The following is a 17,285-nucleotide window of genomic DNA, read 5'->3' as shown; positions in this document are numbered from 1 at the left end:
CATCTGCGGGTTGGCTGGTGTCAGTATGTAAGATAGTGCGTTACCACATTAGGTCGTCGGGGATTTGGTAGGCTGCGTAAGGATCGTCTTCTTCCACGGCATCGTTGCTGACTTTGGTGTTGTGCACTAGCACCGCGCTGTCATCGCGCTGGGTGATTTTATCGGCAATGGCCGCAGGTACTAACTCATAGCCGTCTCTTAATTTAACCAAGGCAATCACGCCTTTGATTAACTGCGTTTGCAAGAGTGCGTCGACGTATAGTTTTTTGATTTTTTTGCCATCAGTGAATTGATAGGCAATTTCGCCGCGTCTACGGTCAATCTTGTTCAGCGTTATCAGCTGAATGATTTGGGCTTTAATGGCTTTCTTATTGGCCTCGGCCTGGCGCTGACGATTAAGTTCACGATCGCGCTCGACTTTGTCGACAAGGGCGCGTTTGGCAGCTTCTTTACTTTCGTCAACAATGACTTTGCCAGTAGCCTTGGCCTGCTTAACTTGCTTACGCTTTTCTTGATTAAGTTGCTTGGCCTTCTTCTTGTCGACCATGCCTGCTTTAAGAAGCTGCTCTTGCAGAGATATCATGCAATAACCTCCCTATGCCTTTGTGAGTATGTGATTGGGTAGCAGTGCCTATTCTAAGCTATTAGCGTCTGCGGAGCTTGGGCTTATTGTGGTCATTTTTGAATTGGGTGCCAGCGTGTTTGACTAGTGACTAGGTAGATTTGGCGGTGGGTTTACTCGTGGCGGGGGGCTAGCCGACGATGACGGCCGAAGTCAGCACGATATCGCCAATGTGGTGAAGTTTACGGGGGCTCAGCGGCGACGGCAGGCGAGTTGCTAGTGTTCGAGTTGGCTTAGCGCCCGCCGGGGATGTCGATATCCAGCTTTAGCAAATCAATGGCGACGGCTTCAGCGATTTTTATGCCGTCGATGCCGGCCGATAATATACCTCCAGCGTAGCCTGCACCTTCCCCTGCGGGATAAAGTCCGCGGGTGTTTAGATTTTGATAATCTTTACCGCGTTTAATACATATTGGCGATGAGGTGCGGGTTTCTATACCGGTGAGAATGGCGTCGTTCATGGCAAAACCTTTGATTTGTTTGTCAAAGGCGGGGATTGCTTCACGAATGGCCTCATTGGCAAAATCGGGTAGCGCTTTTGATAGATCGCCCAGAGAAACACCGGGTTTGTACGAGGGTGTAACGCTGGCGAGGTCGGTTGATGGCGTGTTGCGCAAATAGTCGCCAACGAGCTGCGCCGGTGCATTGTAATTTTCGCCGCCCAGTCGATACGCCAAGGCCTCCAGCGAACGCTGTAGATCGATACCCGCTAATATGTGTTCGGGATAGTCTTTTTCTGGCTCAATACCTACCACAATCGCGGAGTTGGCATTGCGTTCATTGCGGGAGTACTGCGACATGCCGTTGGTGACAACACGGCCTTCTTCTGAGGTGGCTGCGACCACCGTGCCACCGGGACACATGCAAAAACTGTATACGCTGCGGCCATTTTTGCAGTGGTGAACGAGCTTGTAGTCGGCCGAGCCTAAAATGGGGTGGCCGGCTTGGTCACCAAATCGCGCTGCGTCTATAACCGACTGCGGGTGCTCAATTCTAAAGCCGATAGAAAAGGGTTTGGGCTCTATATAAACACCCTGATCTAGAAGCATTTCAAAGGTATCGCGGGCACTGTGGCCAATAGCCAGCACCACATGGCGCGTTGGCAGGTGTTCGCCACTACTTAAGGTTAATCCGGTGATTTGGCCTTGGTCGTCGCTAGACGCTTCGCGATGAATGGTTTCTACTTTACTATTAAAGCGAATTTCGCCGCCTAGCCGGGTAATTTCAGCGCGGATATTTTCCACCATCTTAACCAGCTTAAAGGTCCCAATATGGGGCTTGCTGACCATCATGATTTCTTCGGGTGCACCGGCTTTAACAAATTCGGTCATGACTTTACGACCGAGAAAACGCCGATCTTTTACTTGGCTCCAAAGCTTGCCATCAGAGAAGGTGCCCGCGCCGCCCTCACCGTATTGCACATTGGATTCGGTGTTGAGTTTGCCCTCGCGCCACAGCCCCCAGGTGTCTTTGGTGCGCTGACGGACGTCTTGACCGCGCTCTAAGATAATGGGTTTAAGTCCCATTTGCGCAAGTACTAAGGCCGCTAAAATGCCGCAGGGGCCAAAGCCGACAACCAGCGGCCGCTGCTGATCTGCTGCCGGGAAGTCGTCCTGTGCTTGTGCAAGTAGTGTGTATTCAGTATTGGGGCTGGCACCAAGGAAGGACTTACCTTCAAAACGCGCCAATAATATGGCTTCGCAGGCTTTGCTTACCTCGATATCTAATTGATAAATTAATTGGATATCGCCTTTTTTGCGGGCGTCATAGCTGCGCTTGAATATGGCTACTGAGTGAAGATCCGTATCCTCTATACCCAGTCTGGTCAGAATGGATTTACGTAGAGCCGCTTCTTCGTGGTCGAGCGGCAGTTTCAAGTCGTTGAGTCTGAGCATTAAGAGGCGTCGTGGTGTACTGGAAAGCGCTCTATTCTACCACGGAATAGTTTTGTGCTCCCAGTCGATAAATGCGGCTTCTGCTGGCGAGTCTTCAATAGTGTTGGAGGTCTGCTGCATTAGCTCAAGAAGACTGTCTGCTACAAAGGCGGGAGAGAATAACTTCCCCTCTGGTACGGACGCCTGAAACGGCCGCGACAAGGCCGAGTCGGTGGTGCCGGGATGAAAGGCGAGTAAACGGACATTTTTTGCGCGCCGGCCGTATTCGATAGCAGCGCTGCGAATGCCCATGTTTAAGGCGGCTTTCGACATCCGGTAGCTATACCAGCCGCCAAGATGATTGTTAGTGATACTGCCGACTCGCGCACTGAACACTGCCATGACGCAGGCTTGAGGTGATTTTAATAATGGCGCTAAGGCTTTCATCCACAGTATGGGGATGAGGGTGTTGATTTGCATAATGGCCATCATGTTCTCAGCGCTGATGTCTTCTAGGCGCTTCTCTGGTTTTATATTCTCGTCATGCAGGCGACCATTACAAATAATGACGCGGTTAATTTTGCCGCGTAGCGGGGAGAGTTCGGCAATGCATTTGCCAATCTCCGCTTCGGAATTGTCACACTGTAAATAGCTAAGTCGGTCAGTGTCGGAGGCGGCTGGGCGACCTCTGCTAATAGCCACTATTTGCGAGGTATCGTCCATGGCACTGACGGCATGAATGCAGGCGGACGCGAGGGCGCCGCTCGCGCCAATAACGATGGTGATTGGCAATGTGTCAGAAGTTTGCATATGTTTGATACCTAAGGCCAAGAGTGATATTGATCTTTACGGCGCTGCAGCATAGCTAGATTTATCACAGGGCTTTGAGCTAATTGCAAGGTGTTAGTTTTAAACCGCAATACCCGCGCTATAACCGGATGACCATGCCCACTGAAAATTGAAGCCCCCAAGCCAGCCAGTCACGTCAACTACCTCACCAATAAAGTAAAGTCCGGCTTGGTCTTTGGCTTCCATGGTTTTTGAGCTGATACCGGCGGTATCGACACCCCCACGGGTGACTTCTGCGGTGCGGTAGCCCTCGGTACCAGACGGTTTTAGCTGCCAGTTATTAAGTTTTCCGCCGATGCCTATGAGCTGTTTATCAGAAAACTCCCCCAGCGGTTTATCAGCGTGCTCATGCCACCACAGCCACTGCAGTTCGGCCACTAAGCCCTTGGATAATTTATGGCTTAGCACGTTTCTTAGCAGGCTTTTAGCCTGGCTATGTTTGGCGCTAACTAGCCAGTCAACTGCGCTAACTCCGGGCAGTATATTTACAGTGATGACGTCGCCGGGGTTCCAGTAATTTGAGACCTGCAGCGCTGCGGGACCAGAAATGCCGCGATGAGTAAATAGAATGTTTTCGGTAAAGCTGACTTTATTGGTGGAGAGTTCAACCTCCAAGGCCAAGCCGGCGAGCTTTTCACAGAACTGTTTCATGGCATCGCTAAACATGAAGGGGACCAAGGCGGCATGGCGTTTAGTTAGCGTTAAGCCGAATTGCTTGGCAATATCGTAACCCATGCCGCTGCCGCCAAGGGTGGGAATGGAGAGCGCGCCGGAGGCGACCACAAAAGAGTGGCAGTGGAATTTTTGCTCGGTATCTTGCTGATTTACCGTTAGTTCATAGCGGGATGAGTCCGCTGTGTCTCCGTGGTAAGGCGCTATTGAGATAAGTTCAGAATGGGTGCGAATTTCTGCGCCGGCTTCGGCACATTGATCTAGCAGCATATTTAGAATGTCTTTGGCCGAATTAAGACAGAAAAGCTGGCTGTGGCGGCGCTCTTCATAAGGGATATTATAGCTTTCAACCATACCGATAAAATCCCACTGGGTATAGCGGGTTAGGGCAGCTTTACAAAAGTGCTGATTGACAGAAATGAAGTTGTCGGCCTCGACGAAATGATTGGTGAAATTGCATCGACCGCCACCGGACATAAGTATTTTTTTGCCCACTTTATTGGCTTTTTCTAGTACTAGGACGCGGCGACCGCGTTGGGCTGCGGTGATCGCACACATCAAACCCGATGCCCCTGCACCAAGAATGATCACGTCGTATGTATTTGCGCTAGTAGGCACGGTGTGGGCTTCGCTGTAGGTGGTTTGGTATGAGCTGGAATTGGGCTGATACTATAAAAGATGCGCAGTATACCGATAAAATCTGCTGTCTTATATGCGCCAACGCCTTGGCACTAGAGTGTATTTGCCAAGCGCGGCCTTACACGCTTGCAGTTCAGGTGGTTGCCTTGTCCTAAATGAAAATATTTGCTCTCACAACGCATTTTTCCGGTAGGCTGGTGCGGATTTTGCTAGTGATTTAGCTAATTATTTCAGTTCTTGGTCTTCTCAGTTAACTCGAGCGACACCGATTACTTAATTTCCCACTAATAAGGCGAGGTCTCCTTAATGAGTCGCAACCAAGCGCGTGTTCAAGCTATTTCTCAAATAGTAAATCGCAAAACCACAGACGTTACGATGCCTGAACCTCTCAGCAAGATCTGGGCAAGTGATGTCTTTAATCTTGCGAAAATGGAGGAAGCCCTTTCCAAAAACGCATTTAAAGCCATCAAAACTACAGTACAAACTGGTGAGCCACTTGCTCCAGCCACCGCTGATGTTGTTGCTGCTGCCATGAAAGATTGGGCGCTTAGTAAAGGCGTTAAGTTTTTCTCGCATATTTTTTACCCTATGACCAATGCCACTGCTGAAAAGCATGATGGTTTTATTATTACTAATGCAGACGGTAATGCGATCACCGAATTTACCGGGAGCTTGTTAATTAAAGGCGAGCCAGACGGCTCTTCTTTTCCCAACGGTAGTCTGCGGATGACCAATGCGGCGCGCGGATATACCGCATGGGATCCAACCAGTCCTGCCTATATTATGCATACCGATAACGGCTCAACGCTGATGATTCCTAGTGTTTTCATGAGCTGGACAGGCGAAGCATTAGATAAAAAAATCCCTTTACTGCGCTCAAATTCTGCAATGAATAAAGCGGGTCAGCGGGTTTTAGCGCTGATGGGAGAAACTGAAATTGCGGCGCTGAACTCCAGCTGTGGTGCCGAGCAAGAATATTTCCTGATTGATTCTAATTTTGCCAATAGTCGTCCAGACTTGCTGTTGGCTGGCCGGACTTTGTTTGGCGCAGCGCCGGCTAAAGGTCAGCAGTTTGATGATCATTACTTTGCGGCAATACCGGAGCGCGTTCAGATCTTCATGCAAGACTTTGAAGACAAGCTTTACCGCCTAGGCATACCAGCCAAGACTCATCACAATGAAGTGGCTCCCGGCCAGTTTGAGCTTGCGCCTTATTTTGAAGCTGCCAATGTCGCGTCTGATCATCAGCAGCTATTAATGACAGTGCTGAAATTGACTGCAAAACGTCATGGCTTTATGTGTCTATTACACGAAAAGCCCTTCGCCGGTATTAACGGTTCTGGAAAACACGTGAACTGGTCAGTAGGTAATGCAACCCAAGGTAACCTGCTTGATCCAGGCAGCACTCCCCATGAAAACATTAACTTCATGCTCTTTTGTGGTGCGGTAATTCGGGGAGTGCACCTTTATGGCCCACTTCTGCGCGCGGTTATCGCATCTGCATCGAATGACCATCGCTTAGGTGCAAACGAAGCGCCTCCGGCTATCTTATCTGTTTACTTAGGCGACCAGCTTGAGGGTGTATTCAACGATATCAAAGAAGGTAAGTTGCTGACGTCTGAAGTTGGTGGTCTGATGGATTTGGGCTTGAGCCAAATTCTTAAGTTTGAACGCGACCCTGGCGACCGTAACCGAACTTCTCCGTTCGCTTTCACTGGCAACCGGTTTGAATTTCGTGCGGTAGGTTCTTCGGCCTCAGTTGCCGGTCCGCTAGTGGCGATGAACACTATGTTAGCTGATTCCTTGAACTGGATTGCCGACAAGCTTGAAATCGAATTGGCAACGGGTACCAGCAAGTCAGTCGCCGCAGTCAAAGTTTTGAAAGAGCTGATGGACGGCCACAGCAATGTTATTTTTGGTGGCGACGGTTACTCGGCGGAGTGGCACCGCATGGCCGTTGAAGACCGCGGCTTGAAAAACTTGCCGACCTCTGCTGATGCGCTACCTGCACTGCGTGAAGAGTCTATTGTTAAGCTGTTTTCTAGCACTGGGGTATTAACGCCAGTTGAGTTAGAAAGCCGTTTTGAGGTTTATTCGGAGCAGTATTTGCTGTCGATTGAAGTAGAAGCCAAGTTGGTTGTCGATATGGCCACTACTAGTATTTATCCAGCGGCTATTGAGTACTTGTCGCAGCTAGCTGGTACCGCGTCTTCAATGGCAGCATTGAATATTACTTTCGACAGCGGAGTTGCTGCTGCTGTTGCTAAAGAAGCCAATGCCATGATGGCGTCGGTCGCGGCCTTAAGTTCCGCATTAGAGGTACATGACTTTGACACCACTGAGGCGCATATGCAGTATTCAGCAAGCACCTTGTGTAGCTTAATGCTTGAAGTGCGTAGTCATGCAGATGCTTTAGAAACACTGGTTGCTGATGACTTGTGGCCACTGCCTAAGTACGCTGAAATGCTATTTATTAAATAATTCTATCGCGGCGTTTACTGGCCATAATAGTGTTACGTCATCACGTAAAAACGCTCTCACACGAGGGCGTTTTTGCGTTGTAGGGTATTACTCTCGCCATTGACACTAAAAATATATTGTCTGTGGTCGCACTTGCTGGGCTTGATCTTTTGTCCCCAGAGCCTTGCCGAGAGTTACAGTGCATTACGGGACTCGCCGCTGAGTAAATACGGCTGGAGTTACTTAATTTGGGCGGTTGCAGTCAATAATTCTCGTTTTTTTAAAGCTACCCTAGACCAGATCCATTAGGTGATGCTTTTTTAGTTAGGCGCAGCCGGTGGCGGGTAAAAAATGTATATTCTAAAAGGGTGGAAGGTGTGAGATTCTGCCTGCTGATAACAAATAACAAGAGTGGCTAGCGTGAATTTTCAGAATTATAAGCAGGGTTTTACAGATCTTGGTAATCAGGTGGTGACTGCAGCGCTGCAAACGGAAACCTATACCCAGCTTGCGCTGGTATTGGTGATTTTTGCATTAACATTTTTTATAAGCACTTATATTCGTAAGCTTGTTCCACGGTTTGCAAATGCGCCACTCAAGCCGCTACGCAAACTCACTGGCAAGCTGGGTGTTTTTATTTTCCCTGTGCTCGCCATTTTGGCCTTGAGTTTAGCTGTTCAGTTGAGCCAGAACTTTCTTGGTGAGTCCTGGTTGGTACGCACAGCCTTGGTGGTCGCCATGATGGTGGTTTACAGGTCGATAGTGCGTGACTACGTTAAAAATGAATTCATCATTTTTGTATTCCGCTGGGTTGGTCAGCCACTGCTGTTATTACATTTATTGAATGTGCTTGAACCGATCATAGCGGTTCTGGAAACCATGCAATTGACCGTCGGTAATATCCAGATTTCGGTGTATGGCATTATCAGGGTGGTCTTGTTTGGATCGCTGTTGTTTTGGTTGGGACGAGTTTCAAGTAGTACCGGTCAAGAGATCATTCGACGACAGCCTAAACTTGATTTTCGCACTAAGGAAGTGGCTGCAAAGCTTTTGGAAGTCGCAATTTTTGTGGTGATTTTCTTACTGCTATTACAGGTCATGGGGGTTAATTTAACCGCCTTGGCGGTATTTGGTGGCGCCCTCGGTGTTGGTCTGGGCTTTGGCTTACAGGCGATCGCGTCTAATTTTATTTCGGGCATTATTATTCTGCTTGATCGCTCGATTGCGCTTGATGATTACATTGAGCTTGAGGATGGCAGAGCCGGGGTTGTTCGTGAGCTGACGCTTAGGTCGACTACATTGGAGACCTATGATGGTAAAGACATCATGGTGCCAAACGAAAAGTTTGTGACTGAGAGCTTTACTAACTGGACCCATAAAAATAAAAAACAGCGTTACCGTGTTGATTTCTCGGTAGCCTATGATTCTGATATTCGTAAATTGGTGGAAATAATCAAGGAAACCGTGGCGTCACATGAACAGGTGATTAGCGGTGAGGATATTGCCTTTGAAGAGCGTCCAGATTGTGAAATAGACAGCTTTGGTGATTCCGGCGTAAATATGTTTGTCGAGTTTTGGATGATTGGTATAGATGATGGTAAAAACCGTGTCGGTGGCGATTTACTGCTGATGATATTCGAAGCGATGCGTGACAACGGCTTCCAGATTCCATTTCCTCAGCGCGAGGTGCGGGTACTCAACGAGAGTATTGGTAAATAAACCTGTCACTTCATATGTCGCCAGACGGCTTAAAGCCGGCCGACACTAGCTCAGTTGCGACTGCAGTGACGACACAATTTCATAAGAATGGAGGCGGGCCTCATGGGAGTAAATCTGTGAGGTAATCATTAACTCGTCAGCTTGGGTCAGGTCGATAAATTTTTGCATTTCCCGCTGTACTTTATCTGCAGCGCCAATGGCCGAGCAGGAGATAATTTGCTGGAGCAGCATCTGGTCGCTGGCTGATAATTGCGAGAGGTAGTTGTCTGCCGGGGGCTGGAGCTTCCCCGGTTGGCCGCGTCGCAAATTAACGAAGGCGCGCTGCATTGAGCTTGCTAAATAGTGTGCCTGAGCGTCGGTGTCGGCGGCGAAAACGTTGTAGCCAAGCATGACATAGGGTCTGCTAAGTTGGGCCGAGGGGCGGAAGCGTTCGCGGTATACGGCGATCGCATTAAGCATTTGTTCGGGCGCAAAATGGGACGCGAAGGCGTAAGGCAGGCCAAGCGAGGCTGCCAATTGTGCACCAAAGAGGCTGGAGCCTAAAATCCAAAAGGGAATGTTGAGCCCAGTTCCCGGCACTGCATGGATCTTTTGCCCCGCATGCGGTTCGCCAAAATACCCCATTAGTTCAACCACATCTTTGGGAAACTGATCAACGTCGGCATTTAAGTTGCGACGCATGGCATAAGCGGTTGCTTGATCCGTTCCCGGCGCTCGGCCAAGACCTAAATCAATACGGTTTGGGAATAGCGCTTCTAAGGTGCCGAATTGCTCAGCAATAATGAGCGGTGCGTGGTTGGGCAGCATAATACCGCCGGCGCCAACTCGAATGGTTTTGGTGCCGGCGGCAATATGACCGATAACCACCGCGGTAGCCGCGCTGGCGATGCCCTGCATATTGTGATGTTCGGCGAGCCAATAACGATTGAAACCACACTGTTCGGCATGTTGAGCCAATGACAAGCTGTTTTTTAGCGACGTGCTGGCGCTGCCATCGGCGGTTATCGGCGATAAATCGAGGACTGCAAGCTTAACCATGGGTGAATCCGTATTAGTTGTGTACAGCAATATTGACGTTGAGCTAGTGAGTCAGCATTTGCCACAGTTGATTTAGTTTTGCCCTGCCGTCAGCGCGATGGGTTTGATAGCTCACCGCGCTGTCTGGTGAGTCTGGCGATAGCTCGATACTCCATAGCGCATCTAGTTCATTGGGTAGCAAAGAATAGCGAATATCGATAATACGATTAGGGTCGTTGGGGTCTAGGGCAATATAGCCTTGCGAGAACCATCGAAAGCGCTCTATATCTGTCGCTTGACGACTATTGGCAACCAGCCAAGGTAGATCTGTACTGAGTTTGAGCAAGGGAATACTATCGCCAGTAAACACTTTAGGTTTACGGCCGACCCGCACGGCGTCAATGTAATAGGCTTCATCGGTGCGGTAGACTATTTTCCAGAGCAAGATATTTCCGAAGGAGGGCTTTGCCTCCAGGCTGCGAACCAAGTGACCACGGCTTGCTGCTAATTGGTAGCCTACCGCCTCTGCGCGATCTCGCTGCAACCATCCTAGGCTGGGGTAGGCAAGCACCCAGAAGAGCGCTAGGGGTGCCGTCCATCGCCAGTGTTTGCGCACACTTAGAATCAGTAATCCAGCAATGGGTAGGGTGTATAGAGGGTCGATAATCGACATCACATTCCATGACACGCGGGCATTGCTAAATGGCCAATACAGTTGGGTGCCATAAGTGGTGCAGGTGTCGAGCAGGGCGTGTGTGGCGTAGCCCAGAGTGCAAAACAACACAGATTGTTGCCAGCTAAGAGTGGTGTTCCGTCGTCCCATCAGTTTGTATAAAACCAAGCCGCAGATGAGACCGCCCAAGGGGATGAAAATCAGTGAGTGGGTGAACTGGCGGTGAAATTCCAAAAATAGTAAGGGATCGCTTTTAGAGCGAATTAGCACGTCTAAATCGGCGGCCATGCCAGCTAAAAAGCCGAGTATAAGCACCGTCCCGCGTTTTGCGTTGATATTGCCCGAGTTGCGAACGGCGACTGCGCCAAGTAAACCTTGGGTAAGGGGATCCATAATTTACTCTGTAATCGGGGCGAGTCGGAAGTGTATCTGAAAACCGGTGACGGAATCACGCAATGCGGACAGGCTTGTCCATGGTCGGCAATAGTTAGAACGAACCTATTTACCGACCACAGAGACTAATATCGTTACGCAACTAGGGCTTCTTTACACTGTAGAACGGTAACAAGACTGTCTAAATGGCGAATGACTTCTTGGCCACTGTTGGTGAGATAGCCACCGTCTGGCAGAGTAATCAGCTCTTTTGCATATAGCCGCTCAGTGGCGGCTATGGTGCTGTGATCTGCGGTGTGATGTACCTTAATACCTTCCAGGGCGGAAGCCGGGTTAAACTGGGTGAGGACGCGTATTTCGTCAAGAATGTCTTTGGATAGTGGCATAGCTGCAACCTTGTATTGTTATGAATTAAAGGTCTTGCGTGAAACATTTACTGATTGAGTGTTAGCTCTGGGAAGGTGTTCGTTTGTTTGCCCAGCTTCAATACTGTAGCGCGAAATTGGCTGTTCAGCCAAAGGCATTTTAATTATTTACACAGCAAAGCCATTTTTATCCTGTTTAATGGTCGAGCGTTGCTTACTGGTTCCACATAAATAGAGTGCGAGGGTGGGGATGTTTAAAGAATACGGTCAATACGATGCAATGGGTCTTTCGATGTTGGTACAGGCGGGCGAACTTACGTCGTCAGAGCTATTAGAGGCTGCCATTGCGCGAGTTAATGCGGTTAATCCACGTCTTAATGCGGTTATTCATCGCTTTGATGACAGGGCATTTCAGCACATTAATGATGGGCTTGCTGACGGTCCCTTCACGGGGGTGCCCTTCGTATTAAAGGATTTACTGGCAGCGTTTGCGGGCGAACCCCTCACAATGGGCAGTCGAGGCATGACGGCAGTGCCGGATTATGACAGCGAGTTAGTGCGTCGCTACAAGGCTAGCGGGGTAAATATATTCGCCAAAACTAATACCCCTGAATTCGGCCTTATTATCACTACTGAATCCAAGGCTCACGGAGTTTGCCATAATCCGCATAAATTGGGTTACAGCACCGGCGGCTCCTCGGGTGGCAGTGCAGCGGCAGTGGCGGCGGGTATTGTTCCTATGGCTCACGGCGGCGACGGCGGGGGTTCTATTCGATTCCCCGCCTCATGGTGCGGTGTATTTGGTCTTAAACCCTCCAGAGGACGAAATCCCCTCGGCCCTGATCATGGTGAAGATTGGCAGGGCGCGGTGGCCGAGCATGTATTAACGCGCAGCGTGCGTGATAGCGCCGCGATGTTGGACTGCAGCAGCGGTCACGAAATTGGCGCGCCCTATAATATTGCTCTCCCTGGCGGCTCTTTTTTGGCCGCCACCGAGCGCGATCCAAAGCCACTGCGCATTGCCCTGAGTCGTAAGCCCTTGCTCAACACTGCCTTGCACCCCGATGTAGAAGCAGCCTTAAATAAAACCGCCAAACAATTACAAGATCTTGGCCACGAGGTCATTGAGGTAGAGCCAGATATAGATATTAGCCATTTTTGGCGTGATTTCTTTGTGGTGGTCTGCGCCGAGGTTGGCGCAATGGTCGACTATTACCGCACTTTATACGGCAGGGCGTGTGTAGATAAATTTGAGCCCGCTACTAAAAATATGGCGATGATCGGCCGCTCACTGAGTGCTGCCGACTTGGTAAGTGCAAAAAAAGGCTGGCACGATGTCCAGTTGGCCATGGGAAAATTACTAGAGCGTCACGATGTAATGCTATGCCCCACTGTACCAACTTTAGCCGTGCCCCACGGCCAATTGCCCAATAGCAAACTTGAAGAGCTGCTAATGCTGGCGTCCCATCGTCTCAATATGGGTAAACTATTAATGCGTTCTGGACTGGTGGAGCAGATGGCGTCGCCGGTATTAGAAAAAATGGCCTTTACCATTATGGGCAATATAAGCGGGCTACCGTGTATGTCTGTGCCACTGCATAGTAGCGTCGATGGTTTACCGGTGGGCATGCAATTCACCGGTCGGATGAACGACGAGGAAACCCTATTTAGCTTGGCCGCTCAACTGGAGAGAGACCTTGGCTTTTCTGCTTTAGCAACGCTATAAGACTGTAAGCTGCGCGCAAGTAGTGGTGCACATGGCGATCTAACACCTTAGGTGATGCGCAGCTCTGACTTAAGTCGAGTGTTTTCAGCAGAGAGATCAGGTATGCCTGAGGATTAGGTTCACCAAACTGCTTAGATCATGCATATAAACTGTGCGTAGTTGTAGCAAGGCGCTGGGCAGAGTTTGTTATACCCGCTCTGCTATGCAGCGTTAAGCCATATAGCGCGCCATCTTAAAGCTGCTATCGGCAAGAATAAAACTAGCTATTAAATAACTGGATTTCATCAGCAGTTAAGTGGCGCCACTGGCCAATATCGAGATCTAGGCTAAGGTCACCGATCTTTTCTCGATGAAGCGAAGTTACGCGGTTACCAATAGCAGCGAACATGCGTTTAACCTGATGAAACCGTCCTTCTGTAAGGCTTAAAAGTACCTCCTTGCTACTGACAATGTCTAAGATAGCTGGCCGCGTTAATCGCTTTTCGCCCTGTAGTTTCAGGCCGTTTTTAAATGTAGTGACGACATCATTGCCAATCGCGCGGGATAAACCAACACGGTAGATTTTGCTGCACTGCGTGGTGGGTGCCATGATATTAAATGACCAGCGGCCGTCATCAGTGATTAACACCATACCCGTGGTTTCAGCATCCAAACGACCAGCTATATGTAGTTCAGAAACATTTTCAATGTCTAAATAATTGAATAGCGAGGGATAAAATTCATCGATATTAGAGCAAATAGTGCCCGCTGGTTTATGCATCACAATATAGCGAAAATCTCTGGCCCTCAGTCTTTCACCATTTAATATTATGCTGTTGTTCTCATGCACTTGAGTGGCTTCATTAGTCTCAATAACACCATTAACACAAACCTCACCAGCCGCGATTTCTGCAATAGCGTCTCGCTTGTTTAGGGTGGTGCTTTTACAAATAAATTTATCAAGCCGCATGATTAAAAAACACTAATAATAAGAGGAAACTATACGCTATCTCTGCCCAGCGATAAATATTTGTAGCCTGCGGATAAGTAGTCTAAGTCGAAAATGTCAGTAAGTCGTTGATTGTGCCGTAAGATTGCTACTGTCAGTTCAAATCTTAATATATCGCTATACACCAGCGATACTCCCCGCCAACACCTAATGTGCCACTACGCAGACAGGTATTCAATTCGCCATGTTGTCGGCTGCGCTTTGAGTGATGTATTCATTGTTATTCTCGCTCAGCTCAGCTCAGCTCAACTCAGCTTGGAGAGAAAAAAACGATAAAATAACACAGGCTATAATTTCGCCTTCACTAGAGAAGGTGACAGAAACAGACTTTTAAAGACCTCTGCCGGCACGGCTTTACTGAATAGATAACCCTGCATTTGATCGCAGTCAAACTCGCCGAGTTGACGCAATTGTTCCTCGGTCTCCACTCCTTCGGCAACAACTTTAAGCTTCAGAGCGTGTGCAAACCGGATGATGGTCGACACCATGTCACGCCCTTCCTGAGTATGCATTTCTATAACGAAAGAACGATCTATTTTTAGTGTGTCTAGCGGCAGCTTACTAAGGTAACTAAGTGAGGAGAATCCTGTGCCAAAATCATCGATGGAGATGGGGATGCCCATGTTTCTAATCGTAGTTAAAATCCGAATACTTTGTTCAACATTCCCCATGACCATACTTTCAGTGACTTCCAGCTCAAGAGCATCGGCGACTCGCGAATCAGCGGCGATTGCCTGTTCAATTTCGTCGCAAAAATAGCGATTGCGCAGTTGCAAGGGGGAAACATTTACCGCAATACGCACGCAGTCCATGCCAGCGTCGCGCCACGTCAAATAATCTTCAATGGCCTGGTGTATTGCCCAGCGCCCGACGTCATAGATCAGACCAATTTCTTCTAGAATAGGTATAAAGGAGTCTGGTTGCATCAGGCCGACCTGTGGATCGTTCCAGCGAATCAGCGCTTCGGTGCCTACCATTTTTCCGGTGCAAATATTAACCTTGGGCTGATAGTGCAATATGAACTCGTTGTTATCGAAGGCGTTACGCAGGCGGTTTTCTATGGCGAGCTTACCGGCGACTTTTGATGTCATATCGTTAGTATGGAGCAGATAATGTACACCGATTCTTTTTGCCGTTTTCAATGCCGTCTCTGCGTTTTTTAATAGATTTTCAGCATCGTTACCGTCATCGGGAAATAGCGCGACACCTGTCGTAACACTAATTCTGAATATATTACTAGCGACCCTAAAGGGGTGTTCTAAAAACGCAGCCATGGTGTTTTCTATTAATTTCTCCAGATGGCCATCTGGTTTAACTAGCGGGAGTATTATCGCGAAGCAGTCAGCCTCGATGCGAGCTAATAGAATGTTATCTACTACTTTATTCGTCAACCATTGTGCGACCTGTTTCAATAGTTCGTCGCCGACCGGCCGGCCGAAGCTGTCGTTAATACTTTTGAAACGATCCAGATCGATCAGGCAGATGGCAAGTTGGTGGCCACCGATCTTGGCTTTGTGTGAGTAAGCCGCCACGCGCTCTAATAACAAAGCGCGATTAGCGAGTCCGGTTAATTCATCGTAATATGCTAGAAAATTAACGCGTTTTTGCTTTTCTATATGATCAATGGCAAAAGCGACATCGCGCGTAAGGCCAAGCAGTAATTCCATTTCATGGTGTTGGAAAAAGTCTATTTCTTTAGCGTATAAGGCAAATACACCGACCGCTTCGCCTGCGATAAGTAGCGGCATAATTACCATTGAATTGATCCCAGCACTGGCATACTGCTGGCCATATATAATTCTAGAATCGCTTTTGGTATTGTTGGTAATTATGGCTTCCCTGGTTTCAATCACGGTTGATACAATCGATTTTTGCATGCCCTCCGGCGATAACAAATAAGCTTTGATATTATTTAAAAGATCTTCATCCTCGCCTGCAGAGAAAATTGATGTGACTTGTTTACTATCGGGATCTACGGTCACGATTGCTGATATGCGAAAATCCCCGGCGTCGGCAGCGACCTTACAGGCAACAGAAAATAGCTCATCAAGATCCTTTACTCGAATGACAAGGGCATTAATCTGGCTGGACATGGCATAAACACGGTTGAGCTGCTTGATTTTAAGCTCGTTGCGTCGCCGTTCCTTTTCCTGTGTCTCAAGTGCCTGAGAAAGTTTGTTGAAGGTAGCCGCAAGCTGACCAACTTCATTATTGCCATCAACTTGCGAGCGATGATCGTAGTGACCCTGCGCCAGAAGCTCTGCATCTTGTTGAAGCTGATGTATAGGATGGACGATATGCCGCACCACAATGAACCCCAGTGTAGCTGCAATCATAAGCACGCCAAGTAGGGAAAAAAGCAACTGGGTTCCAATAAAATGAAAGTCGGCAAAGGCCCACTCCGTGGGTAGGCTTGCAAAAACAATCCATTCGGTACCATGCAGTCGAGTGTAAGAATAAACCCTTTCTAAACCATCCAGACCGATAATAAGTGAACTACCTGATCGGTTTTTGTTGCTAGAAAAGGATATATCACTATCGTATTTGCCAACTACATCGGCATCGGGATAGTTGCTGAGAATTAGTCCCTCGCTATCGATTAATCTTATTATTGAGCCTGCCGGTAACGTATCGCTGTTGATAACGGGCGCCAGTTCAATGAGATCAATGGGGACAGTGATTGAACCGAGTAATTTATTGCTAATATCTTTTACGGGGTAGGCTGCAAATACCACCCAGCGTTGGGTGTCCTCCCCTCGTATTGGTGATATCAGCTCAAGATCGTCGCCGGCCATCATCCTGTTATACACTTTAGGATATTCAGTTTTTATATCGATGCTGGCATCGCGATTGACAGCACTGCAAATAAATTCGCCATGGGTTTTTAAGACAAAGAGATTGGCGTAAGTCTGCAGTGTTTTGCGCAAGTCGACAATAAATGGGTCGCATTGGCTGGTGTTCATTGCCTGTACTTCAGGCCGCTTTGCAATTTCTTGCAGTTTTACGCGGGTTTGACTTAGCGTAATTTCAGCCCTCACTGCGATAGCTTTAGTGATCGCCGCAGCTTGTTTTTTCACCGCGGCATCGTTACCGCGGTACTCGGAATAAATGTTCCAAGTAATGAGTGTAGTTAGTGGTAAGCCAATCGCAAGAACGAGTGACACAAGCATGGAAACAATAGATTTCCCTAATGCGGGCATAGGTTTGTTGTCAGTTCAAAGTAGCTAGCGAGGACTACTTCTATATCGCGAAGAGAAGGATCGCTACCCCGTAAGTTATTCATAAATG

12 protein-coding genes are annotated in these 17,285 nt (G+C 48.5%); 3 read left to right on the top strand and 9 right to left on the bottom strand.

All coding sequences use genetic code 11. The annotated features are described in order from the left end of the window. Window positions 1-40: 40 nt before the first annotated feature. From ACI955_RS11125 to ACI955_RS11110, 4 genes are all read right to left on the bottom strand, one after another. Entirely contained in the window at window positions 41-583 is a 543-nt protein-coding gene (locus tag ACI955_RS11125; RefSeq protein ID WP_415243804.1) for a DUF2058 domain-containing protein, read from the bottom strand. Window positions 584-855: 272 nt separating this feature from the next. Further along, window positions 856-2,517, bottom strand: a complete 1,662-nt coding sequence (locus tag ACI955_RS11120) for an NAD(P)/FAD-dependent oxidoreductase (RefSeq protein ID WP_415243803.1) — start codon at window positions 2,515-2,517, stop codon at window positions 856-858. 36 nt (window positions 2,518-2,553) lie between these two features. After that, the gene (locus ACI955_RS11115) at window positions 2,554-3,306 is read right to left on the bottom strand and encodes an SDR family oxidoreductase (RefSeq protein ID WP_415243802.1); all 753 of its coding nucleotides are present in this window, start codon (window positions 3,304-3,306) and stop codon (window positions 2,554-2,556) included. A 99-nt stretch (window positions 3,307-3,405) separates the two neighbouring features. Then, window positions 3,406-4,575, bottom strand: coding sequence for an NAD(P)/FAD-dependent oxidoreductase (locus ACI955_RS11110; RefSeq protein WP_415243807.1), 1,170 nt, complete (start codon window positions 4,573-4,575; stop codon window positions 3,406-3,408). A 387-nt stretch (window positions 4,576-4,962) separates the two neighbouring features. Here ACI955_RS11110 and ACI955_RS11105 point away from each other — a divergent pair, with 387 nt between their 5' ends. Both ACI955_RS11105 and ACI955_RS11100 read left to right on the top strand, forming a co-directional pair. After that, the gene (locus ACI955_RS11105) at window positions 4,963-7,137 is read left to right on the top strand and encodes a glutamine synthetase III (RefSeq protein WP_415243801.1); all 2,175 of its coding nucleotides are present in this window, start codon (window positions 4,963-4,965) and stop codon (window positions 7,135-7,137) included. 399 nt (window positions 7,138-7,536) lie between these two features. Continuing rightward, on the top strand, window positions 7,537-8,835 hold the full coding sequence (locus ACI955_RS11100) for a mechanosensitive ion channel family protein (protein ID WP_415243800.1): 1,299 nt from the start codon (window positions 7,537-7,539) through the stop codon (window positions 8,833-8,835). A gap of 45 nt (window positions 8,836-8,880) precedes the next feature. Here ACI955_RS11100 and ACI955_RS11095 read toward each other — a convergent pair whose 3' ends face one another. The 3 genes from ACI955_RS11095 to ACI955_RS11085 all read right to left on the bottom strand — a co-directional run bounded on the left by ACI955_RS11095 (window position 8,881) and on the right by ACI955_RS11085 (window position 11,304). Next, a complete protein-coding gene (locus ACI955_RS11095; RefSeq protein ID WP_415243799.1) occupies window positions 8,881-9,873 on the bottom strand; it encodes an LLM class flavin-dependent oxidoreductase in 993 nt (330 codons plus the stop codon). Between the two features lie 43 nt (window positions 9,874-9,916). Beyond that, window positions 9,917-10,918: a metal-dependent hydrolase gene (locus tag ACI955_RS11090; RefSeq protein WP_415243798.1), complete on the bottom strand. Its 1,002-nt coding sequence runs from the start codon at window positions 10,916-10,918 to the stop codon at window positions 9,917-9,919. Window positions 10,919-11,052: 134 nt separating this feature from the next. Next, a complete protein-coding gene (locus ACI955_RS11085; protein WP_415243797.1) occupies window positions 11,053-11,304 on the bottom strand; it encodes a TIGR02647 family protein in 252 nt (83 codons plus the stop codon). Window positions 11,305-11,533: 229 nt separating this feature from the next. Here ACI955_RS11085 and ACI955_RS11080 point away from each other — a divergent pair, with 229 nt between their 5' ends. Beyond that, window positions 11,534-13,009: an amidase gene (locus tag ACI955_RS11080; protein ID WP_415243806.1), complete on the top strand. Its 1,476-nt coding sequence runs from the start codon at window positions 11,534-11,536 to the stop codon at window positions 13,007-13,009. A 259-nt stretch (window positions 13,010-13,268) separates the two neighbouring features. On the opposite strand, the gene ACI955_RS11075 is transcribed toward ACI955_RS11080, so the two are convergent. Both ACI955_RS11075 and ACI955_RS11070 read right to left on the bottom strand, forming a co-directional pair. Next, on the bottom strand, window positions 13,269-13,958 hold the full coding sequence (locus tag ACI955_RS11075; RefSeq protein WP_415243796.1) for a pseudouridine synthase: 690 nt from the start codon (window positions 13,956-13,958) through the stop codon (window positions 13,269-13,271). 326 nt (window positions 13,959-14,284) lie between these two features. Further along, entirely contained in the window at window positions 14,285-17,167 is a 2,883-nt protein-coding gene (locus ACI955_RS11070) for an EAL domain-containing protein (protein WP_415243795.1), read from the bottom strand. Between the last annotated feature and the right edge of the window lie 118 nt (window positions 17,168-17,285).

The sequence above is a fragment of the Zhongshania sp. genome (assembly GCF_047636175.1).
Classification (GTDB): domain Bacteria; phylum Pseudomonadota; class Gammaproteobacteria; order Pseudomonadales; family Spongiibacteraceae; genus Spongiibacter.
This window is presented reverse-complemented; position numbering and strand designations above follow the sequence as displayed.

Excerpts from the sequence above, each read along its gene's own strand:
- ACI955_RS11125 (WP_415243804.1), bottom strand. The coding sequence starts at position 583 with ATGATATCTCTGCAAGAGCAGCTTCTTAAAGCAGGCATGGTCGACAAG.
- ACI955_RS11120 (WP_415243803.1), bottom strand. The coding sequence starts at position 2,517 with ATGCTCAGACTCAACGACTTGAAACTGCCGCTCGACCACGAAGAAGCG.
- ACI955_RS11115 (WP_415243802.1), bottom strand. The coding sequence starts at position 3,306 with ATGCAAACTTCTGACACATTGCCAATCACCATCGTTATTGGCGCGAGC.
- ACI955_RS11110 (WP_415243807.1), bottom strand. The coding sequence starts at position 4,575 with ATGTGTGCGATCACCGCAGCCCAACGCGGTCGCCGCGTCCTAGTACTA.
- ACI955_RS11105 (WP_415243801.1), top strand. The coding sequence starts at position 4,963 with ATGAGTCGCAACCAAGCGCGTGTTCAAGCTATTTCTCAAATAGTAAAT.
- ACI955_RS11095 (WP_415243799.1), bottom strand. The coding sequence starts at position 9,873 with ATGGTTAAGCTTGCAGTCCTCGATTTATCGCCGATAACCGCCGATGGC.
- ACI955_RS11090 (WP_415243798.1), bottom strand. The coding sequence starts at position 10,918 with ATGGATCCCCTTACCCAAGGTTTACTTGGCGCAGTCGCCGTTCGCAAC.
- ACI955_RS11085 (WP_415243797.1), bottom strand. The coding sequence starts at position 11,304 with ATGCCACTATCCAAAGACATTCTTGACGAAATACGCGTCCTCACCCAG.
- ACI955_RS11080 (WP_415243806.1), top strand. The coding sequence starts at position 11,534 with ATGTTTAAAGAATACGGTCAATACGATGCAATGGGTCTTTCGATGTTG.
- ACI955_RS11075 (WP_415243796.1), bottom strand. The coding sequence starts at position 13,958 with ATGCGGCTTGATAAATTTATTTGTAAAAGCACCACCCTAAACAAGCGA.
- ACI955_RS11070 (WP_415243795.1), bottom strand. The coding sequence starts at position 17,167 with ATGCTTGTGTCACTCGTTCTTGCGATTGGCTTACCACTAACTACACTC.